Origin of the sequence: Aeromonas sp. 601039 (genome assembly GCF_049174415.1) — a bacterium.
GTDB lineage: Bacteria > Pseudomonadota > Gammaproteobacteria > Enterobacterales > Aeromonadaceae > Aeromonas > Aeromonas veronii_A.
Genome location: NZ_JAAKTL010000002.1, coordinates 43,304 through 64,383 on the forward strand (window position 1 = coordinate 43,304; position 21,080 = coordinate 64,383).

A 21,080-nucleotide genomic window follows, 5' to 3' on the forward strand; every position below is an offset into this window, starting at 1 on the left:
GCGCAGGCACAGATGCACTATCAACTTATCACTCAGCAAGACGAACTTGAGCAGTATCTCGCTTCTCTGGCCGACGTTCCCCTGGCTATCGATACTGAATTCGTTCGCACCCGTACCTACTATCCCCAGCTTGGCCTGTTCCAGATCTATGACGGCGAGCATCTGGCGCTGCTGGATCCGCTTACCCTGGATCTCTCCGCCCTCTGGCAACGACTGGGCAGGGAAGGGCAGATCGCCATCCTGCACGCCTCTGGCGAAGATCTGGAGCTTATCCAGCATCAGGCTGGCCACCTGCCCAACCAGATGCACGACACCCAGCTTGCTACCGCCTTTCTCGGTTACGGCGTTTCGGTCGGCTTTGGTGCGCTGGTGAATGAATTCCTCGGGGTCGAGCTGGAAAAAGATCAGGCGCGCACCGACTGGCTGGCACGCCCGCTTACACCGCGTCAGCTCGAATACGCGGCGGCGGATGTCTTCTACCTGATGCCGCTCTACGAGAAGGTGATGGCCAAACTGCGGGAAAGCGGCAAGTTTGCCTGGTTCGAGCAGGAGTGCCAGAACCACTCCGCCCGCAAGACCCAGGGTAGCGATCCCCGTCAGGCATATCTTGACATCGTCAACGCCTGGCAACTGGGTCGCCGCGAGCTCGCCATTCTGCGCGAGCTGGCCGCCTGGCGCCAGCAAGAGGCGGTGCGCCGGGATCTGGCCCTCAATTTTGTGGTGAAAGAGCTGCACCTGTTCAAGGTGGCGGAGCGTCGTCCTGCCTCCCTGCGGGATCTCAACGAGCTCGGCCTCTCGCCCATCGAGATCAAGATCCACGGCAAGCGGATGCTCGATATTGTCGCCAAGGCGCAGCAGAGCGATCCTGACAGCTGGCCCGAGCCCATTCGCCGGCTCGTGGACTTTCCCCAGTACAAGGCCGAGCTCAAGCGCATCAAGGCCATGGTGGAAGAGAAGGCCAAGGCGAGCAATATTCCGCCCGAGCTGATTGCCAGCAAGAAGATCATTCACCAGTACTTCACCTGGAGCTGGCGGATGAACGACGAAGAGCGGGCTCGCAGCGACAAGCCGATGCTGCTGCAAGGGTGGCGTCATGAGCTGGTAGGTCACCTGCTGGCACAATAAGCCACCAGACGGTTGCACCTATAAATCAATCCTCACCCTCGGGTGGGGATTTTTATTGGGCGAAAGAGACAAATGGGCATGCCGAAATGGGAAACGCTGGTGGGACGTGGCTGGCCGGATGGCAGGAGTCGAGAGTGAAAAAGAGAGCAGAGAAGAAAAGGCAGCGGCTAACACCGCTGCCATTTTTGATCACCAGATAGGCTGGGTCAGGTAGGGGTTGCTCGCCTTCTCGCGGCCGAAGGTTGAGCTGGGGCCATGGCCCGGGATAAAGACGATCTCATCGCCAAGGGGCAGCAGGGTCTCGGTGATCGACTTAATCAGCGTACCGTGATCCCCACGGGGGAAGTCGGTGCGGCCGATGCTGCCGGCAAACAGCACATCGCCAACCCAAGCGAGTTTTTCGGCCTGGTTCAGCAGCACAATATGGCCCGGGGTGTGGCCGGGGCAGAAGTAGACATCCAGCTCGCACTGGCCAAGCTGCACCTTGTCACCCTGCTCAAGCCAGCGATCCGGCGTGAAGGCGGGGGTATGGGCGAAGCCGAACATCTGGCTCTGCTGGGGCAGCATGTCGAGCCAGAAGGCGTCCTCCTTGTGGGGGCCGGTAATGGCGACGCCGGTGTTTTCCCGCAGCTCGGCGGCGGCACCCACATGATCCAGATGACCGTGGGTCAGCAGGATGTGGGTTAGGGTCAGGCCGCGCTTGGCGATGGCCGCCAGCAGTTTGTCCGCTTCGCCGCCCGGATCGATCAGGGCCGCCTGATGGGTCTCGTCACACCAGATGAGGGAGCAGTTCTGGGCGAACTGGGTGACCGGGATCACCTCGAATTTCAACATAGAGTTCCTCTCTTGGGATGGGTCAGCCGCGCAGCGCGCTGGCATGCTGCTCGGCGAAATAGTCGAGACAGGCCTGCTTGTCACCGCGAAACACGATGCGCTCCTGCTTGTTGCCAAGCTGATAGAGATACATGGGGTCGTAGTAGCGGGTCAGCAGCAACGTGATCCAGGCCAGATGCAGCGCGGTATCACCGCTCTTTTCCTGCTCGGTGAGGGCGGTCTGCATCAGGGCATCCAGCTCGCGGTGGGCCTGATCGCCAAGACGGCGCTTGAGGCGGGCCAGCGCATCGGTGAGATAGGCGGCAAACAGCGGCCATCCCTCTTCTTGGCCATACATGGCTTGATAGCGCAGCCAGAGATCGTGCACGTAATCTTCGCGGATCTGCTCGGCCCGATCGCACTGCGGCACATCCACCACCACCAGCGGTGCCTGACTCATGGCCTCATGGAGGGAGAGGGGCAGGCAGCAGCGGCCGATCAGGCGACTCTCATCTTCCACCACGAAGGCATGCTCGCCCTGATGGCGGCGCTTGAGCAGCTCGATGGCCATGTTGTTTTCAAAATTGATGTTGCTGGGCTGGCCGCCGGGCAGTTGACCAAACGACGAGCCCCTGTGATGGGCGTGTCCTTCCAGATCGAGCGCCTGGGCCACGTGGTCCAGCATATGGGTCTTGCCGGAACCGGTCATGCCGGTCAGCACAGTCCAGTGGCACTCGGCAGAGGCCTTGTCCTGGGTGTCGATCAGGAAGCGGCGCAGCTCCTTGTAGCCACCGGCGACGCGGGGGCGAGTCACCCCCGCTTCAGCCAGCCACTGTTGTACGGTTTGCGAGCGCAGGCCGCCGCGAAAGCAGTAGAGCATGGCATCGGGCTGCTTGCGCAACTGCGCCAGCCAGCCTTCGAGTCGCTCGGCCCGAACTGCTCCCCCCACCAGCTTGTGTCCAAGCTCAATGGCGGCGGCCTGCCCCTGCTTCTTGAAGCAGGTCCCCACCTGGGCGCGCTCATCGTCTGTCATCAAGGGCAGGCTGGTCGAGCAGGGGAAGGCCCCCTCCTTGAACTCGATGGGGGCGCGCACATCAATCAACGGCACATCGCCTAAAAAAATCTGGGCGTAGTCCGTGGCCAGTGGCAATTCACTCATTGGACAATCTCGATAAAGCGGGAGCCCTCAAGGGGCTTGATCTGACCGATGGGCGAGAGTTTTAGCCCAGCGTCTTGCGCGATGGCGAGCAGCTCGGCTTCGCTCTCTTTACCCACGGCGACCAGCAGGCCGCCGCTGGTTTGCGGGTCGCACATGATGTTGCGGGTGCGATCGTCCATGGCATCCAGCTTGTGGCCGTAGGAGTCGTGGTTGCGCAGAGTCCCGCCCGGTACGCAGCCCTCGGCGAGGTAGTAATCTACCTCGTCCAGTAGCGGCAGCGCCTTGAAGTCGAGGCGGGCGCTGACATTGGATCCTTCACACATCTCCAGCAGATGGCCAGCCAGACCAAAACCGGTGACGTCGGTCATGGCGTGCACACCCGGCAGCTCGGCAAAACGCTGGCCAATCTTGTTGAGGGTGCACATGGCGTTGGGGGCCAGCTGCTCGTGTTCAGGCTTCAGCTTGCCCTTCTTCTGGGCTGTGGTGAGGATGCCGATACCAAGGGGCTTGGTCAGATAGAGGGTGTCACCCACCTTGGCGGTGTCGTTCTGCTTGATGGCATCCAGAGGCACGATACCGGTCACCGCAAGACCGAAGATGGGCTCGGGGGCATCGATACTGTGACCACCGGCCAGTGAAATCCCCGCTTCGTGGCACACCTGACGGCCACCGTCGATCACCTGCTGGGCCACTTCTGCGGGCAGGGTATTGATGGGCCAGCCGAGGATGGCGATGGCAACGATAGGCTTGCCGCCCATGGCGTAGATATCGCTGATGGCGTTGGTGGCGGCGATGCGGCCAAAGGTGAAGGGATCATCGACGATGGGCATGAAGAAGTCGGTGGTGGAGACAATGCCCTGACCGTTGCCGATATCGACCACGGCCGCGTCATCCTTGCTGCTGTTGCCAACGATCAGGGTCGGGTCGTTGAAGCCCGGGATCTGGCTCTTGAGAATGGTGTCGAGCACCTTGGGAGAGATTTTGCAGCCACAGCCAGCGCCGTGGCTGTATTGGGTCAGACGAATGGAAGACATACTTACCCCTTGTTTGTGCACCGTGTGCAGAGGCTCTGCGGGAGCCATCTTGGTCAATGCGCGGCCATCTACCGTCATGTAAAGAGCCGCAAAAATAGGTGGCCTTGGCTGCTTCTGGAAGCAGTGATGTCAGGCAGTCACGCAGGGCTGCCGGGTAGGGCGGGGAAGAAGAGGCGAAAGATGCGCCAACACAGCCCCGCCAAGGGCCACAGGACAGGGCATTATGCCATAAATGCCCCCTCCGGTTCGAACAGGAATTCACACAAAGCGAAGGGGATTGGCGGGTGAAAGGTAAGGGAGGAGGGCGCTGGCATGAGCCGCTCAGTTATCGGCAGGGGTGAAGAGAAATCGTGGACTTGCCCCGCAGAGGTTGGCTTAACCTCTGCGGGGCAATCAGCTGGCGAATGCAGATTAGCCGGCTTGCTCCAGCACCGGTTGGCGAGCCTTGCCCCAGCGGCGCAGGCACCGTTGCAGTGGCCGCTCCAGCAGGTTGTAGCTCAACGCCGAGAGCCCGATCAGCACCGCCAGCATCAGCAAGGTTGCCACTACCCCCAGCAGCGGGTTGGTCTGGCCATACCACCACTCGGTGATCCCCGGTGCCAGATAGTGGATGAGCTCGCAGCCAGTGAGCAGTACCAGCGCATGGAGCAGGTAGATGGAGTAGGAGAGATCCCCCAGCCAGTTGGTGAAGCGGTTATCCAGGAGGTGCAGCAGCGGGCTTTGGCGATCGCCTTGACAGGCGGCAATCCAGATCAGCAGCACGTAGGAGCTGATCAGCAGCAGTGTCAGTGGTGGCGTCATGGTGAACTGCATCAGCGCGAAGGGCAGCATAAAGGCGACCAGCAGCGGCAGATCATGCTTCATCATGGGGAAGTTTTTCGCGGCCTTGACCCTCGGCAGTAGCCAGAGGCCGAGCACAAATTCACTCACCCCGCGCCCCACCGCCAGCGCGCCGCTGGTGACATCCAGAGTGCCGCGACTGTGCACGATAAAGGCCAGCACCGTCAGCGCCAGCAGGGGGGCGAGATGGCTCCAGCGACTGCGGGTGACCGCCAGCGGGATCAGCAGCGGGAACAGCAGGTAGCTGATCCACTCCACGCTGAGCGACCAGGCTGCGAAGTTCCAGGTCAATCCGTGATCGGTTACCACCTGTAGCAGTAGGAAGGCGCTCGGCAACGCCTCGGCCGGGGTGAAGGGGGAGCCGAAGGGGGGCATCCCTTCCCACTCCCACATCTTGAACAAGGGGCCGGCGTAGAAGCCCACCCCGTGCTGCGCCTTGTAAAGCTCCCAGCCGACCAGCAGCAGCAGGGTGACGAGGTAGAGGGGGTAGACACGGGTCAGCCGCAGCCAGAGAAAACGGCCATAGCTCACGGTGCGGGGCGTGCGGGTGAAGGCCTCGCCATAGACATGGGCCAGCACCACGCCGCTCAAAATAAAGAACAGGTCGACCCAGAGGTAGCCATTCTCGATGAGTTGGGTGTGGCCTGCGATCGACTCCATCCACTGGGGAAAGAGCAGCAAGCGGGCATGGAACAGCACCACCATCAGGGCAGCGATGCCCCGCAGCGGCGTTAACAGCGGCAATGATTGATTCATAACGGGATCCCTTGTGATGTTCAGCTTGGCCTGACATCGATTTTTGTTGTTGTACCGTCCATCACTCCTGATAGGACGGTTGCTCCGGCTTGGCTGCCGCAGGCGGGATCACACTACGGAAAAGAGAGTCATACGGGTGTGATTTAAATCATAAATGTGCAGTTATTGTGCAAAAAAATTTAAACAGATAAAGACGTGGGACGCAGGCAGGGAAAGAGGAGGAGAGAGAACACCAATAAAGCAGAGAGGGTGGTCAACGGGGCGAGGGGCAGGTCTATAGGCGTTAAGCAAAACAATCAGGCCCGCAAGGGGCCTGATTGATCACAAGGGGAGGGTGGTTGCCGATCAGCGGGCGCGTACCACCAGACCCTTGAGGTAGAAGCCTTCCGGATAGGCGGTACCGATGGGGTGATCGGAGGCCTGGGAGAGCAGCTCCAGGATCTGGGCATCGCGACCGGCATCGAGCGCTGCATCGGCAACGATCTTCTGGAACAGACTCTGCTCCATCAGGCCGGAGCAGGAGTAGGTCAAGAGCACGCCACCCGGCGCCAGCAGCTGGAATGCCAGCATGTTGATGTCCTTGTAGCCGCGGCAGGCACCCAGCAGCTGGGCTTTGCTCTCGGCGAACTTGGGTGGATCCAGCACGATGACGTCGAACTTCTCGCCCTTTTCGCGATATTCACGCAGCAGCTTGAACACGTCGTGACGGACAAACTGGGTGTTGCTGATATCCAGCCCGTTCAGCTCGGCATTCTGGCGGGCGATATCCAGCGCATTCTGGGAGAGATCGACGTTGACCACTTCCTTGGCGCCGCCCTTGAGGGCATAAACGCCAAACCCGCCGGTGTAGCAGAAGCAGTTGAGGACGCGCTTGCCTTCGGTGTATTTGGCGGCAGCCTGACGGTTGTCCCGCTGATCCAGATAGAAGCCGGTTTTATGGCCGTTGCGAATATCCACCAGGATCTTGACGCCACCGTTCTCCTCGATGACCACCGGCTCGTTCGGGGTCTCGCCATAGATGACGCCGGTGCGCTCTTTCAGCCCTTCCTTCTTGCGCACTGCCACATCGGAGCGCTCATAGATGCTGCACTCTGGATAGAGGGTACGCAGTGCTTGCGTTATCAGCTCACGCTGGAACTCGGCACCGGCAGAGAGGATCTGGCACACCAGAAAATCGGCATAACGGTCGATGGTCAGACCCGGTAGGCCGTCGGATTCGGCGGCGCAGAGGCGATAGCCGGTGAGACCCTGACGCTTGATCAGCGGATCGCGAGACTCCTGCGCATATTTGAGACGACGGATAAAGAAGTCGAGATCGACGGTCTCATCCTTGTCGAAGGTCCAGACTCGGGCACGGATCTGGGAACTGCCTGACCAGGCGCCACGGGCGAGCCACTTGCCATCGTTGGCATAGATCTCGACGGTATCGCCGTCAATGGGGTTGCCCTGAACCCGCTCAATCCCCTTGGAGAAGATCCAGGGGTGGCGACGCAGCAGGGATTTTTCGCGGCCTTTGACGAGATAGATGGAAGCGCTCATGGATGTTTGCCGATGGTAGAAAGAAAAGGGGCCACATTCTATGTGGCCCGCAGGTAAAACTCAAACAACCCTGTGTAATGGATGGGGTTGCCCTGATCTGACACCTCATACGGTCAGAGCTTAATCCCCTTGAGTGCCTGGGTCAGCTCGCTGGCGGTGGCTTTGAGCCCCTGCGTACCGGCTACCGAGGCGCTGGCGGACTCTTCCACCTGCGCCGCTTCATGGCGTACCTGATCCAGATTGTGGGTGATCTCGGCGGCGACCGAGCTTTGCTCTTCGCTCGAGGTAGCGATCTGGGTGCTCATCTCCAGCACCGCATCGCTGTGGTTGCTCAGCTTCTCGATATCGAGCCCCACTTCGCTGATGAGCTGCTGGCTGCTGGCGGCGCGCCCTACAGTCTTTTCCATGATCTCGTTCAGCGCGCCGGTACCGGTCTGCAGCTCTTCGATCATCTGCTGGATCTCCACCGTAGCCTGCTGGGTACGGCTGGCGAGGGTACGCACTTCATCCGCCACCACCGCAAAGCCGCGACCCTGCTCACCGGCACGGGCCGCTTCGATAGCGGCGTTGAGGGCCAGCAGGTTGGTCTGCTGGGAGATGGCGTTGATGACGTTGACCACCTCGTTGATCCGGTTGGCGTTGTGGGTGAGCCGCTCGACCGCGCCGGAGGCGTTGCCAATCTCGTCGGCCAGGGTGCGGATCGCCTCTATGGTGCGGGCTACCCGGTTGGCGCCATTGGCCGCCTCTTCGCTCGACTGGCGGGTTTGTTGCAGGGTGTCGTTGGCATTGCGCGCGACTTCGCGGATCGCCGCCGACATCTGCTCCATGGCGGTGGCCAGCGAATCCATGTGCTGGCGCTGGGAACGCGCCATGCTCTCGCCTTCGCGGGCATGGTCACGAAACTCGTCGGCGGCCATGGTCAGCGCTTCGGCAGACTCCTCCACCAGTTTGACGATCTGGTGCTGGCGGTCGGTAAATCGGTCGATGCTGCCCGCCAGGGTGGAGAACTCGTCCCGCACCGGGAAGAAGTTGAGACGGAAGGTGAGATCCCCGTCCGCCACGGTTTGCAGCGCCTTGTTGGTGGAGTACAGGGCGCCGGAGACAAAGGTCATCATGTAGTGGATCACCAGTGCCATCAGGGCAGCCAGCGCGCCGATCAGGAGCAGGGTCGAGCCCTGACCCTCCCACATGGAGAGGTTGCCGGTATCGAGATCACCGGTGACGTAGCCCGCCTGACCCGCTGGCGCGGTAAAGAGGTAGTGATCTCCTTGCTGCTGCAACCCGCTGCTGCCTTGCCGGGTCAGACGCAGATCAGCAGGCAACACCAGAGTGGGCTGCTGGCTGACCAGCTGCGCCGTGGTCTCAACCCGTTGCTGCAACTGCGCTACCCGCAGGGAGATCTCCTGCTGATGGCTGGCCGCCAGCATATACCAGCTGAGAAAGGTGATGATGAAGAGAGGTAACCAGAACGCGATATGGAATTTTTCACTGATGGTGAGGTGAATGAGATAGCGGTCAACCCACCGGAATTTAACTTCTTTCATAATGGAGCTGCATCCTGCAGAGATAGAGTGTCGGGCACATTATCGTCTCGGGAATTTTTTTCTTAAGCGGAAGGTGTGAGAAATGGGAGAGCAATCGTTTGTCATTCGGGTGTGGGGGCAGGTGCAGGGGGTGGGATTTCGCTATTTCACCCGTGAGCGGGCGCTGCAACTGGGTTTGCGGGGCCATGCCTACAACCTGGAGGATGGCTCGGTGGAGATCCTCATCAGCGGCCCCGCGCAGGGGGTGCAGATGATGCTGGGTTGGCTGGAGCATGGCCCGCGCACCGCCAGGGTGACCCGGATGGAGTATGAAGAGGCGCTGCCGCCCACCGGCCAGGGCTTTCACACCAACTGAAGGGGCGGGGACGAGATGGACGCTGACAAGGAAAGTCTGTTGCTGACTCAGGCAACAAGCTGGGTCGCCCGTTATCAGGAGGCGGCGCGAGCGGTGCGCGAAGAGGCCAGCGAACCGGCCGTGCATGGCTACCGTATCGCGGCGCGCCGCTTGCTGGCACTGCTCGCCCTGTGGCGACCACTCGCCTATCATCCCGAGCTGGAGCGGCGTTTGCTGCGCTCGGTCGGGCGGCTTTCGGCGCTGCGGGATGCTCAGGTCTACGCCGAGCGTTTTGGCAAGCCGCCTGCCAGCACGGGCAATACCCACAAATCGGCCTGTCGCGTGCCCCTGTTGTCGAGGCGACTGGCCCGCTGGCTTGCAGCGGTGGCGCAGGTGCCGGATGCGCGGGCATTGGCGTTTCTCTATCAGCAGCATCTGGCCCTGCGCCTTGATGAGGCGCAGGGCGCTCTCGATGAACCTATTCCCTGCGTTGGAAAATCTGCCAGCTCCCGTCAGCAACAGTTGCGCCGCTGGCATCGGCTGCGCCTCGAGATCAAGCAGGCCCGTTATGGCGTGGAACTGTTGCTGGATCTGGGGAGTGGAGATCCCGGCTGGTTGAGCACCCTGACTCACTGGCAGGAACGACTCGGCCAGTTGCAGGATTGGCGTCAATGGCGGCGGAGGTTGCGAGCAGAGCAGGGGAACACCCGCAAGCAGACGAAACTGCGGCAGCAGTTGAAGCAAAAGATCACTGCCCGTTTGCGTCAATTGGACTGCCAGCAGGCGGAGCTGGTGGCGCTCAAACTGGCGATGCAGGCAGGCCACAACATGAATGACATGCCAAGTCGGCTGGTCAGGTATTCAGAACAAAATGTATCGACCGCGAATCCCGGTTGTGGATAGCCCCGAGACCGCAATCTGCGGAAGTCATCCGCGACCAGCATCTACAGAAACTATCCAAGCCAAATATGTGAGACAAAAAAAGAGAGGCCGTTTGGCCTCTCTTCTCTATCTGGCTGTGGTCGCAGTCAGCGATACGCTTACTTGACGCGCATGCCCGGCTGGGCGCCTTCCTGCGGCTCCAGGATCCAGAGATCCTTACCGCCCGGGCCTGCGGCCAGCACCATGCCTTCGGACATGCCGAAACGCATCTTGCGCGGGGCCAGATTGGCCACCATCACGGTCAGCTTGCCTTCCAGATCTTCCGGGTTGTAGGCGGACTTAATACCGGCAAACACCTGACGGGTTTCGCCGCCGATATCCAGTTGCAGCTTGAGCAGCTTCTCGGCTTCCGGTACCGCTTCGGCCTTCTTGATCAGCGCTACGCGCAGGTCAATCTTGGCAAAGTCGTCATAGGTGATGGTTTCGCTGATGGGGTCATCAGCCAGCGGGCCGCTCACTTTCGGTGCCTGCTCCTTGGCCAAGTCTTCCTTGGATGCCTCGATCATGGCTTCAATCTTCGCCGGCTCGATGCGGGAGAAGAGGGCCTTGAACGGCGCAACGGTATGATCGACCAGCGGCATCTCGATGCCATCCCAGCTGAGGGTTTCAGCCAGGAAGGCTTCGGCACGCTCGGCCAACAGCGGCATGACGGGCTTGAGGTAGGCCATCAGCACGCGGAACAGGTTGATGCCGACAGAGCAAACCGCCTGCAGCTCGGCATCTGCCCCTTCCTGCTTGGCGATGACCCAGGGAGCCTTGTCGTCCACATAGCGGTTGGCCTTGTCGGCCAGCGCCATGATTTCGCGGATGGCGCGGCTGAACTCGCGGCTCTCATACGCTTCCGCAATGGCGGTACGGGCATTGGCAAACTCGGCGTAGAGCTCGGGCTCGGCGCTGGTTGCCGCCAGCTTGCCGCCAAAACGCTTGGCAATAAAGCCGGCGTTGCGGGAGGCGAGGTTGACCAGCTTGTTGACCACGTCAGCGTTGACCCGCTGCACGAAATCTTCAAGGTTCAAGTCCAGATCGTCGATGCGGCTGTTGAGCTTGGCAGCGTAGTAGTAACGCAGGCACTCCGGATCCAGGTGGTTCAGGTAGGTGGATGCCTTGATGAAGGTGCCCTTGGACTTGGACATCTTGGCGCCGTTGACGGTCACATAGCCGTGCACGTTGACCTTGGTCGGTTTGCGGAAGTTGGCACCTTCCAGCATGGACGGCCAGAACAGGCAGTGGAAGTAGGCGATGTCCTTGCCGATGAAGTGGTAGAGCTCGGCGTCGGAGTCCGCTTTCCAGTAGCTGTCAAAGTCGATGTCGCCACGCTTGTTGCACAGGTTCTTGAAGGAAGCCATGTAACCGATGGGCGCATCCAGCCAGACGTAGAAGTACTTGCCCGGGGCGCCGGGAATTTCGAAACCGAAGTAGGGGGCGTCACGGGTGATGTCCCACTGCTGCAGGCCGCTTTCGAACCACTCCTGCATCTTGTTGGCCATCTCTTCCTGAATGGCGCCGGAGCCACGTACCCACTCTGCCAGCCATTTTTCAAACTGCGGCAGGTCGAAGAAGAAGTGCTCGGAGTCCTTCATCACCGGAGTGGCACCGGAGACGGCAGATTTCGGATCGATAAGCTCAGTCGGGCTGTAGGTGGCGCCGCAGCTGTCACAGTTGTCGCCATACTGCTCCGGAGACTTGCACTTGGGGCAGGTACCCTTGACGAAACGATCCGGCAGGAACATCGATTTTTCCGGATCGAACAGCTGGGAGATGGTGCGGCTCTTGATAAAACCACCATTTTTCAGGCGGCCGTAGATCAACTTCGCCAGCTCGCGGTTTTCTTCGCTGTGGGTGGAGTGATAGTTGTCAAAGCTGATGTTGAACCCGGCGAAATCAGCCTGGTGCTCCTTGGAGACCGCAGCGATCATCTCTTCCGGGGTGATCCCCATCTGCTGTGCCTTGAGCATGATCGGGGTGCCGTGGGCATCATCGGCACAGATGAAGTGCACCTGATGACCGCGCATTCGCTGATAACGAACCCAGATATCGGCCTGGATATGTTCCAGCATGTGGCCAAGGTGAATGGAGCCATTGGCATAGGGGAGGGCGCAGGTTACCAGCATTTTACGAGGATCAGTTGCCATATTACGTTCTTGATGTGCTTGTTGGGATGATAGAGTGCCGTGCATGTTACCCGAATTGGGGGTAGCCTGCCTAGGGTTGTGGCTGTGCCGGGCTTGGCCGGATACACCATCTGTACTGCAGGCAAGCCACTGATTTGTGTGCGGTAACCGTTCACCTCAAGATAATGACAACATAATGAGGAGTTAATGGTGATTGATTCAGTAAAACAGATCCTCGCCGAATTTAAGCCGGCAGGCTGGAGCAAGGATCTGGTCGGTGCCGGATTTGTGCGCGACGTCATCAGCAAGGATCAAAGTCTCTCTGTCCGCCTGGTGCTGCCCTTTGCCGCGCTGTCGCTGCTCGATACCCTCAAGGAGGAGTTCGACGCCAGATTGCGCGCTGCCACCGGCGCCTCCCGCATCGATTGGGCATTGGAGATCGATGTGGCCAGCATGCCGCGGGCGCAGGGGCTCAACGCAGTGCAGGGGATCCGCAACATCATCGTGGTTGCTTCCGGCAAGGGCGGGGTGGGCAAATCCACCACCGCGGTCAACCTGGCGCTGGCCCTGAAAAAGGAGGGGGCGCGGGTCGCCATTCTCGATGCCGATATCTATGGCCCCTCCATTCCTACCATGATGGGCACCCTCAAGGAGCGCCCGGTCAGCCATGACGGCAAGCTGATGGAACCGGTGATGGCCTGTGGCCTCAAGAGCAACAGCATCGGCTATCTGGTCTCCGAGCAGGATGCCACCATCTGGCGCGGCCCGATGGCGAGCAAGGCGCTGGCGCAGATCCTCCATGAGACCCGCTGGGGCGAGGTGGATTATCTGGTGGTCGACATGCCGCCGGGCACTGGCGATATCCAGCTCACCATGGCCCAGCAGGTGCCCACCTCGGCGGCGGTGATCGTCACCACCCCGCAGGATGTGGCGCTGGCCGATACCCGCAAGGGGATCGCCATGTTCCACAAGGTCAATGTGCCGGTGCTCGGCATCATCGAGAACATGAGCTACCACGTCTGCAGTGCCTGTGGCCACCATGAGCCGCTGTTCGGTACCGGCGGCGGCCAGAAGATGGCAGAGCAGTATCAAGTGGCGCTGCTTGGTCAGCTGCCGCTGCACATCGACATCCGCCAGCACATGGATGATGGTTGTCCGACCGTCTTCAGTTCGCCGGAAGGAAGCCTGGCTCAGGCCTATTTGAAGCTGGCGCGCAGGGTGGGAGCCGAACTCTTTTTCAGCGCAAAACCGATTGCGACCCCGCTTTATACTGTCGCGCTGGATGAATAATCAGCTGTCGGTCACCTGATGGGGATTTGAGGGTGGGCATGGCCCACCCTTTTTCATATAATGGATCGGTTTAAACAATCCCCACTGCTCTTCTCTTTTAGGTATTTGTCATGTCTGATACTCAACATTCGTGTGTGATCATCGGTATTGCCGGCGCGTCCGCGTCTGGCAAAAGTCTTATCGCCCAGACCATTTATGAAGAGCTGGTGGCAGAACTGGGAGCAGGTCAGATTGGTGTGATCACCGAAGATTGCTACTACCGTGATCAGACCCACCTGACCATGGAAGAGCGGGTAAAAACCAACTATGACCACCCCAATGCGCTGGATCACGACCTGCTGGTTCAGCACCTGAGTCAATTGCTGAAAGGGGATGCGGTAGATATTCCCCAGTACTCCTACACCGAGCACACCCGGATGAGCGAGGTAACTCCGTTCGCCCCGCGCCGCGTGATTATTCTGGAAGGTATTCTGCTGTTGACCGACAGCCGTCTGCGCGACCTGATGGATGCCTCCATCTTTATGGATACCCCGCTCGACATCTGTCTGCTGCGCCGACTGGTGCGTGACGTGCAGGAGCGTGGTCGGACCATGGACTCCGTGCTCAAGCAGTATCAAAAGACCGTACGCCCCATGTTCCTGCAGTTCATCGAGCCTTCCAAGCAGTATGCCGATGTGATTGTGCCCCGTGGTGGCAAGAACCGTATCGCTATCGACATGCTCAAGGCGCGTATTCGCCACATGTTGATTGGTTAAGTTGAAACAAGCCGGGTGATGCCCGGCTTTTTTAAAGCACAAAGTAGTCAGGAGAGTCGCCCAATGCGTCTGTGTGATACCGATATTGAACGCCATCTGGATGAAGGCAAGATCGTCATTGAGCCACGGCCCGGGGTAGAGCGGATCAGTGGTGTCAGTGTCGATGTGCTGCTGGGTAACGAGTTTCGGGTGTTTCGCGATCATACCGCGCCCTATATCGACCTGAGCGGCCCGAGCAGCGAGATGGCCGATGCCATCGATCGGGTGATGAGTGACGAGATCCACATCCCCGATGGCGAAGCCTTCTACCTGCACCCGGGTCAGCTGGCGCTGGCGGTGACCTACGAATCCGTCACCCTGCCTGCCGATATCGTCGGCTGGCTGGATGGCCGCTCTTCACTGGCGCGCCTGGGTTTGATGGTGCACGTGACCGCGCACCGCATCGATCCGGGTTGGTCCGGTCGCATCGTGCTGGAGTTCTACAACGGCGGCAAACTGCCGCTGGCACTGCGCCCGAAGATGAAAATTGGCGCCTTGAACTTCGAGATGCTCTCCGGCGTCGCGGCCCGTCCCTACAACAAGCGGGAAAATGCCAAGTACAAGAGCCAGCAGGGTGCCGTTGCCAGTCGTATCAATCAGGACTGATAACTGGCAACACGGAAACGATTCAAGGGAGCACAAGGTGCTCCCTTTTTGCATCTGGAATCAAACGGATATGGGATTGATGGTGCTGGTCGGATGAGATTGGTGGGGTAGGGGCATTTTATCACCAATTTTGTCTGTTTTTATGTCATAAAAACGTCATAAAAATGAAATCATTGGCTTAGTTGTCAGCTAATTTTGCCATTTCCTGCAATCATTGATGGCTTTAATTAATCGATGGCAAGCCGCATGAGGACTGGCTCTAGGATATTTTTTTCCAAAAAGCTCTTTTTTTTTATGGCTGAAATATTTCAATGGTGGCTATGGTGTTGGCCGCCATCTGGCATAATCCGCCGCAACTCATAAACAGGCTTTTTTTTATGTTTGAAATGTTTAGTGGTTTGGGTTTGTGGTGGTCAATCGGTTTGGTATTGGCCGTTTTTTTTGTGCTTGCCTATGAATTTATCAACGGCTTTCACGATACCGCCAACGCGGTAGCAACGGTTATCTATACCAAGGCGATGCCGGCTCACCTGGCGGTTGTCGCATCGGGGATCTTCAACTTTTTTGGCGTCATGTTCGGCGGTCTGGGGGTGGCTTATGCCATTGTCCATCTGTTGCCCATCGACCTGCTGCTTGGGATGGACTCCACCCAAGGGTTGATCATGGTCTTCTCCTTGCTGTTTTCCGCCATCGTGTGGAACCTGGGCACCTGGTTCTTCGGGATCCCGGCCTCCAGTTCACATACCTTGATCGGTTCCATTCTGGGGGTAGGCGGCGCCTATGCCTGGATCACCCATAAACCGGTGACAGAAGGGATCAACGTGGGCAAAGCGATCGACATCATGCTTTCCCTCATCATCTCTCCCACCATAGGTTTCATCATCGCGGCGCTGCTGCTGCTGGCAATGAAACGCATCTGGACCAGCAACAAGATCCACAAAACACCGGAAGAGCGTCAGCTGGTGGATGGCAAGAAGCACCCGCCGTTTTGGGCGCGTCTGACCCTGGTGGCCTCGGCCATGGGCGTCAGCTTCGTTCACGGCTCCAACGATGGCCAGAAGGGTATCGGTCTGGTGATGCTGGTGCTGATCTGCATGGCACCCGCCTATTTCGCGCTGGACATGAACAGCCGCTCTTATGACCTGGATCGGACCCAGGATGCCAACCAGCGCATCATGGAGATCTACCAGCGCAACCAGTCCGCCCTCTCTGGTGTCATCAACTTCTCTGCACCGGCAACGGCTCAGGAAGAGCTGATGACTCACTGCTCCGCCGATGGCGTGCTGCAGGCGATGGCCACCCTGGATGCCCGTCTGGGTGCTGTGCGTACTTATGATCAGATGAGCCTGACCGACCGTCGCGAAGTGCGTCGTCTGCTGCTCTGTATCGATGACACTGCCCGCAAGGTTGCCAAGCTGCCGCTGCCCGCCAAGGAGCTGACCGACCTGGCCAAATGGCGCAAGGATCTGACCGCGACCGCTGAATACGCACCGACCTGGGTGATCGTCTCCATCGCACTGGCGCTCGGTTGTGGCACCATGGTGGGCTGGCGTCGTATCGTCCATACCGTGGGAGAGAAGATCGGCACGACCGGCATGACCTACAGCCAGGGCATCGCGGCCCAGATCACGGCTGCAACCTCCATCGGGGTCGCCAGTCTGACTGGTATGCCGGTGTCCACCACCCACATCCTCTCTTCTGCGGTGGCGGGGACCATGATTGCCAACAAATCCGGCCTGCAGAGCCAGACTATCAAGACCATCCTGATGGCCTGGGTGCTGACCCTGCCGCTGACCATGCTGCTCTCCGGCGGCCTGTTCATCGTCAGCCATCATCTGTTTGGCTAAATGCCAATACCATATTCGATAAAGGGCCTGCGGGCCCTTTTTTGTGTTTCCTGTCCTCTCCTGAATACGGTTTACACCTTTCCCCCCAATAAATGAACAGTCCTATGGGATAAGGTGTGAAACGGACACCGCGCGATGACTCGCTGACGTTTAAACTGGCGTTGGTCGAGCAGATTGAAAAAGGCGAGCTCAGCTGCCTGCAAGCACAAGCCCGATATGGCATTCAGGGCAATTCGACCATTCTGGTGTGGTTTGCGTAAACATGGTTGGCAAGATTGGAGCCTGGGGTATCTGTACCCGCCGGCAATAGCATCACCATGCCTGACCCCGACAAACAGACGCACCAACAATGTATCAAAGAGCTCGAGCAGCTGGCGCTGATAAGCCTGAAGGCCCAAGTCGTCGATGTGCTGAAGAACGACTAGGCGTTTCCATCGTAAAAAAGCGACCCGACAAGTCCTCTCGCAGCGGCAGGTCGAGAGACTGACCATTGTCAGGGCTTGCCTGTTTCTGGGAATAAGCCGGCAGGCTTTCTACAAGCGCAATCGGGTTGCGGACGGACATCTAAGCTCCGGGGCTGCAGGTGGTGCGATTTGTGCGTCAGGTTCGGCTGCGACAACTGCAGGTCGGCACTAGCAAGCTGCATTATCTGCTTCAGGGTCAGGATGATGCCTAGTTCAAGGTCGGGCGGGACAGGCTGTTTCGGATATTGGCCGAGTACCGCTACTGGTGCAGCCCAGTCTAGGGTTTCCTCGTCGCGCAGTAATGCCGATTAATCCCTGTTTGTATTTTGTATGTACTGAGCGATGCTTTGCTATTATATGCCAACAGACTAGAAGTAGAATATCATTTTTAACGAGTCGGAAGATAGAATGAAAATCTTGAGCCGGTTTAGCAAACCTTTACGACACAGACACAGTTTGCTGTCGCCAAGCTCCCGGTTCAAACAGAGGAGAGAGTCATAAGCCAGTCTGTGGCTTGGTCAATGCCATGCAGCGTGTCGGTAGCGGATTTGTTTGTCCATATCCGAGGTATTACTGACCGGAGTCGGGTGTTCAAGAGGATATTTGCATTAGGTTCCTCATCCAAACTCCTTATCGATGAAGCTCGAGCAATCTATGTCATGAAGATAAAAAAAGAGCCACACAATGGTGTGGCTCTCGATTTAGTCGTTACCGGTGGATATCAGGGGCGACCGGCCGGGCAGGTGGCCACGTTGACGGCGGCTGTGCTGCCACCATGACGACCTGATGTGCTCACTTCGTTGCGTACCAGCGGCGGGTAGTTAACCGGCTCACGGGCAGGCAGGGCAGGGGCTTCGGCAGGGGTTGCCATCGGGGCGGATGCTTTGCGGGCACGAGCCAGCAGGCCAGCACCGTGAGCTACCTGTTTGGTCACGACCGGAGTCTCTTCCACCGCAACGGCAGCGACAGGTGCCGGGGCTTCGATAACCGCAACTGGCATTTCGACTGCAGCCGGTACAGCTTCCACAACAGGAGTGTTGAGAGCAGGGGCTTCTTCAACCACCGGAGCAGTTTCAACGACTTCAGTGGCAGCCATGTCGACAGCCGGAGCGGCGACAACGGTAACTTCCGGCTCTACTGCAAGCACAACGTCTGCGACAGCTGCAACAACCGGGCTGGCAGCCACATCAGCTTGAGTTGCTTCAACCTGAACAGCAGCCTGCTCGGCAGCTTCTTCAGCAATTGCTTCGACAACCACATGCTCGGTCAGTGCCGCAGAGGCTTGCAGGGCAGCAGCGACGGCTTCAGCGCTCGGGATGGTAACAACAGGCACTACCGGTTCTTCAACCTGCGCTTTGGCAATATCTGCCTGGGCTGCGGTGGTCAGAGTGGTGGTATCTTGCTGTTCTTCGTCACGTTGGCTGCGGGCATCTTCGTTGATGCGCTTGCGGCGCTGACCTTCGATACGCTGGCTGCGCGGAGTGCGGCGTGAACGGCGCTGGCCTTCACTCTGCTCTTCCTGCTCGTTACCCACGGTGGCATCGATCACTTCAGCTTGCGCTGCTACTTCGTCAACCGGCAGGGCAGAGGTGTCAGCAGCGGCGACATCGACGCGGATCTGCTTGCGCAGTTGGCGACGTTCGCGGCGCTCGGCCACTTTCTGCTCTTTCTCCTGACGTGGCTGGGCGGCAGTTGCATCAACGGCGTCTACCGCTTCAACAACGACTTCGGCGCGCGGCTCACGGGGCGCACGAGGTTCACGGGCCGGACGTGGTGCACGTTCCTGGCGCGGTTCGCGAGGCTCGCGCTCCTGACGGGGTTCACGTTCCATGCGTTGTTCGCTGCGTACTTCGCCACGAGCTTCACGCTCCTGACGAGGCTCGCGCTCTTTACGTGGACGGCGATTGCGGTTTTCACCAGCTTCGCGGTTGCCACCTTCACGCTTCTCGCCTGCTTCCGCATTGTTGCGGTTGCCACGATTGTCGTCACGACGAGGACGCGGACCACGGCCACGGCCTTCTTCGCGCTGGTGACGTTGACCTTCATCCTTGCGTGCTTCACGAGCTGCAGGTTTCTCGGCGGGCGCTTTTACGTCGGCAGGGGCTGCATCGCTGCTGAACAGGCCGGTAATGCCTTTGATCAGCTTGCTGAAGAAGCCAGATTCGGCAGGGGCCGCAGCGACGGGAGCCGCCGGCTGTTGCGGTGCAACAGGGGCAGGTTGTGCCGGTTGGGCAAAGCCTTGCAGCAGCGGTTGCTCACGCTCGATCACCTGAGCTTGCTTCGGTTGGTAGACCGGCTTGGCAATCTCGGTTTTCAGCTCGTAGCTGGCCGCTTCCGGGATCTCGTTCTGACGAATACGAGTCACTTCGTAGTGCGGGGTTTCCAGATGCTGGTTCGGAATGATGTAAACACGCACATCATTGCGCTGTTCCAGACTGGCGATGGCGGCACGCTTTTCGTTAAGCAGATAGGCGGCAACATCCACCGGCACCTGGCCGTGAACCTGCTCGGTATTGTCCTTCATGGCCTCTTCTTCGATGAGACGCAGGATGGACAGGGCGAGGGATTCGTTGTCACGGATCACGCCTTGACCCTGGCAACGGGGGCAGATATGGCTGCTGGACTCGTTGAGGGAGGGGCGCAGACGCTGGCGAGACATCTCCAGCAGACCGAAACGGGAGATCCGGCCCAGCTGGATGCGTGCACGATCCTGATGAACCGCTTCACGCAGACGGTTTTCCACTTCGCGCTGATGGCGAACAGGGGTCATGTCGATGAAGTCGATTACGATCAGTCCCCCTAAGTCGCGCAGACGCAATTGACGGGCAATTTCGTCGGCCGCTTCCAGGTTGGTTTGCAGCGCAGTCTCTTCGATATCGCCGCCCTTGGTGGCGCGGGAGGAGTTGATATCGATGGAGGTCAGGGCTTCGGTCGGATCGATAACGATGCTGCCGCCGGAGGGGAGGCGCACTTCACGCTGGAAGGCAGATTCGATCTGGCTCTCAATCTGGAAGTGGTTGAACAGGGCAACTTCACCCTTGTACAGCTTCACACGGTTGAGGAAATCGGGACGTACCAGCTCGATATGGGCCTTGGCGCGTTCGAAAATCACCGGATTGTCGATCAGGATCTCGCCCACATCGCGACGCAGATAGTCACGGATGGCACGCACGATGACGTTGCTTTCCTGGTGGATCAGCACCGGCGCAGCGCGCTCCTGGGAGGCCTTATGGATGGAGTCCCAATGGTTGAGCAGAACGTTCAGATCCCACTCCAGCTCCTCTGGCGACTTGCCTACACCGGCGGTACGTACGATCAGGCCCATGCCTTCCGGCACGGTCAATCCGCTCAGGGCTTCTTTTAGTTCAGTCCGCTCATCACCCTCGATGCGGCGGGAGATACCACCGGCACGGGGGTTGTTGGGCATCAGTACCAGGTAGCTACCTGCCAGGCTGATAAAGGTGGTGAGGGCTGCACCCTTGGTGCCACGCTCTTCCTTGTCGATCTGGACGATAACTTCCTGACCTTCGCGGACCACTTCTTTGATGTTGGGACGACCCTGATAGGAGTAACCGGAGGGGAAGTAATTGCGGGCGATCTCCTTCAACGGCAGGAAACCGTGGCGCTCGGCGCCGTAGTCGACAAAAGCAGCTTCAAGGCTGGGTTCTACGCGGGTGATCTTACCCTTGTAAATGTTCGCTTTCTTCTGCTCGTGTCCCGGACTTTCAATATCCAAATCGTAGAGCTGTTGTCCGTCAACCAGCGCTACGCGCAACTCCTCTTCTTGAGTTGCGTTGATAAGCATTCTTTTCATTGAGTTCTCATTATTGTGTCATTTTGATTTCCTCCATCTGGGTCCTGCCAGCGCCGGCCTCGGGTCTT

Annotated in this window: 15 protein-coding genes and 1 pseudogene; 8 read left to right on the top strand and 8 right to left on the bottom strand. The window is 59.0% G+C overall.

Features of this window, described 5'->3' with window-relative positions; translation table 11 throughout:
- Nucleotides 1–12: 12 nt before the first annotated feature.
- A complete protein-coding gene (gene rnd, locus G5195_RS02080) occupies nucleotides 13–1,125 on the top strand; it encodes a ribonuclease D (RefSeq protein ID WP_058059758.1) in 1,113 nt (370 codons plus the stop codon).
- Nucleotides 1,126–1,314: 189 nt separating this feature from the next.
- Here the strand turns inward: rnd and G5195_RS02085 are convergent, their stop codons facing one another.
- From G5195_RS02085 to G5195_RS02110, 6 genes are all read right to left on the bottom strand, one after another.
- Nucleotides 1,315–1,959 carry an MBL fold metallo-hydrolase gene (locus G5195_RS02085; RefSeq protein WP_421221707.1) on the bottom strand — a complete coding sequence of 215 codons (645 nt, stop codon included), beginning with the start codon at nucleotides 1,957–1,959 and terminating at the stop codon, nucleotides 1,315–1,317.
- Nucleotides 1,960–1,981: 22 nt separating this feature from the next.
- Entirely contained in the window at nucleotides 1,982–3,097 is a 1,116-nt protein-coding gene (gene mnmH / locus G5195_RS02090) for a tRNA 2-selenouridine(34) synthase MnmH (protein ID WP_421221709.1), read from the bottom strand.
- Entirely contained in the window at nucleotides 3,094–4,131 is a 1,038-nt protein-coding gene (selD, locus tag G5195_RS02095) for a selenide, water dikinase SelD (RefSeq protein ID WP_421221711.1), read from the bottom strand. The genes mnmH and selD overlap by 4 nt, the downstream gene beginning before the upstream one ends.
- Nucleotides 4,132–4,542: 411 nt before the next feature.
- Nucleotides 4,543–5,727 (bottom strand): acyltransferase family protein, encoded by a 1,185-nt coding sequence (locus G5195_RS02100; protein ID WP_421221713.1) that lies wholly within the window; start codon nucleotides 5,725–5,727, stop codon nucleotides 4,543–4,545.
- Nucleotides 5,728–6,072: 345 nt separating this feature from the next.
- Nucleotides 6,073–7,266: a class I SAM-dependent methyltransferase gene (locus G5195_RS02105; RefSeq protein WP_421221715.1), complete on the bottom strand. Its 1,194-nt coding sequence runs from the start codon at nucleotides 7,264–7,266 to the stop codon at nucleotides 6,073–6,075.
- Between the two features lie 113 nt (nucleotides 7,267–7,379).
- Nucleotides 7,380–8,810, bottom strand: coding sequence for a methyl-accepting chemotaxis protein (locus G5195_RS02110; protein WP_421235784.1), 1,431 nt, complete (start codon nucleotides 8,808–8,810; stop codon nucleotides 7,380–7,382).
- 82 nt (nucleotides 8,811–8,892) lie between these two features.
- Between G5195_RS02110 and G5195_RS02115 the strand changes: the two genes are divergently transcribed.
- Nucleotides 8,893–9,165 (top strand): acylphosphatase, encoded by a 273-nt coding sequence (locus tag G5195_RS02115; RefSeq protein ID WP_005345583.1) that lies wholly within the window; start codon nucleotides 8,893–8,895, stop codon nucleotides 9,163–9,165.
- Between the two features lie 15 nt (nucleotides 9,166–9,180).
- On the top strand, nucleotides 9,181–10,047 hold the full coding sequence (locus G5195_RS02120) for a CHAD domain-containing protein (RefSeq protein ID WP_421235785.1): 867 nt from the start codon (nucleotides 9,181–9,183) through the stop codon (nucleotides 10,045–10,047).
- Between the two features lie 137 nt (nucleotides 10,048–10,184).
- Here G5195_RS02120 and metG read toward each other — a convergent pair whose 3' ends face one another.
- Entirely contained in the window at nucleotides 10,185–12,218 is a 2,034-nt protein-coding gene (gene metG, locus G5195_RS02125; RefSeq protein WP_421235786.1) for a methionine--tRNA ligase, read from the bottom strand.
- Between the two features lie 186 nt (nucleotides 12,219–12,404).
- Between metG and apbC the strand changes: the two genes are divergently transcribed.
- The 5 genes and pseudogenes from apbC to G5195_RS02150 all read left to right on the top strand — a co-directional run.
- Nucleotides 12,405–13,487 carry an iron-sulfur cluster carrier protein ApbC gene (gene apbC / locus G5195_RS02130; RefSeq protein WP_421235787.1) on the top strand — a complete coding sequence of 361 codons (1,083 nt, stop codon included), beginning with the start codon at nucleotides 12,405–12,407 and terminating at the stop codon, nucleotides 13,485–13,487.
- Between the two features lie 110 nt (nucleotides 13,488–13,597).
- A complete protein-coding gene (gene udk, locus G5195_RS02135) occupies nucleotides 13,598–14,242 on the top strand; it encodes a uridine kinase (RefSeq protein WP_041207717.1) in 645 nt (214 codons plus the stop codon).
- A 63-nt stretch (nucleotides 14,243–14,305) separates the two neighbouring features.
- Entirely contained in the window at nucleotides 14,306–14,887 is a 582-nt protein-coding gene (gene dcd, locus G5195_RS02140; protein ID WP_005336719.1) for a dCTP deaminase, read from the top strand.
- A 377-nt stretch (nucleotides 14,888–15,264) separates the two neighbouring features.
- Complete coding sequence (locus tag G5195_RS02145; RefSeq protein WP_216950818.1) at nucleotides 15,265–16,734, top strand: inorganic phosphate transporter; 1,470 nt, start codon at nucleotides 15,265–15,267, stop codon at nucleotides 16,732–16,734.
- A 116-nt stretch (nucleotides 16,735–16,850) separates the two neighbouring features.
- A pseudogene (locus tag G5195_RS02150) lies at nucleotides 16,851–17,473 on the top strand (IS3 family transposase); the annotation flags it as partial.
- A 446-nt stretch (nucleotides 17,474–17,919) separates the two neighbouring features.
- Here G5195_RS02150 and rne read toward each other — a convergent pair.
- Entirely contained in the window at nucleotides 17,920–21,012 is a 3,093-nt protein-coding gene (gene rne / locus G5195_RS02155) for a ribonuclease E (protein ID WP_421221728.1), read from the bottom strand.
- Between the last annotated feature and the right edge of the window lie 68 nt (nucleotides 21,013–21,080).

Bases quoted from the DNA above. Each gene is read 5' to 3' on its own strand.
- G5195_RS02110 (WP_421235784.1), bottom strand. From the start codon at position 8,810: ATGAAAGAAGTTAAATTCCGGTGGGTTGACCGCTATCTCATTCACCTC.
- G5195_RS02100 (WP_421221713.1), bottom strand. From the start codon at position 5,727: ATGAATCAATCATTGCCGCTGTTAACGCCGCTGCGGGGCATCGCTGCC.
- selD (WP_421221711.1), bottom strand. From the start codon at position 4,131: ATGTCTTCCATTCGTCTGACCCAATACAGCCACGGCGCTGGCTGTGGC.
- G5195_RS02145 (WP_216950818.1), top strand. From the start codon at position 15,265: ATGTTTGAAATGTTTAGTGGTTTGGGTTTGTGGTGGTCAATCGGTTTG.
- G5195_RS02105 (WP_421221715.1), bottom strand. From the start codon at position 7,266: ATGAGCGCTTCCATCTATCTCGTCAAAGGCCGCGAAAAATCCCTGCTG.
- rnd (WP_058059758.1), top strand. From the start codon at position 13: ATGCACTATCAACTTATCACTCAGCAAGACGAACTTGAGCAGTATCTC.
- mnmH (WP_421221709.1), bottom strand. From the start codon at position 3,097: ATGAGTGAATTGCCACTGGCCACGGACTACGCCCAGATTTTTTTAGGC.
- dcd (WP_005336719.1), top strand. From the start codon at position 14,306: ATGCGTCTGTGTGATACCGATATTGAACGCCATCTGGATGAAGGCAAG.
- udk (WP_041207717.1), top strand. From the start codon at position 13,598: ATGTCTGATACTCAACATTCGTGTGTGATCATCGGTATTGCCGGCGCG.
- G5195_RS02115 (WP_005345583.1), top strand. From the start codon at position 8,893: ATGGGAGAGCAATCGTTTGTCATTCGGGTGTGGGGGCAGGTGCAGGGG.
- G5195_RS02085 (WP_421221707.1), bottom strand. From the start codon at position 1,959: ATGTTGAAATTCGAGGTGATCCCGGTCACCCAGTTCGCCCAGAACTGC.
- metG (WP_421235786.1), bottom strand. From the start codon at position 12,218: ATGGCAACTGATCCTCGTAAAATGCTGGTAACCTGCGCCCTCCCCTAT.
- apbC (WP_421235787.1), top strand. From the start codon at position 12,405: ATGGTGATTGATTCAGTAAAACAGATCCTCGCCGAATTTAAGCCGGCA.
- G5195_RS02120 (WP_421235785.1), top strand. From the start codon at position 9,181: ATGGACGCTGACAAGGAAAGTCTGTTGCTGACTCAGGCAACAAGCTGG.
- rne (WP_421221728.1), bottom strand. From the start codon at position 21,012: ATGAAAAGAATGCTTATCAACGCAACTCAAGAAGAGGAGTTGCGCGTA.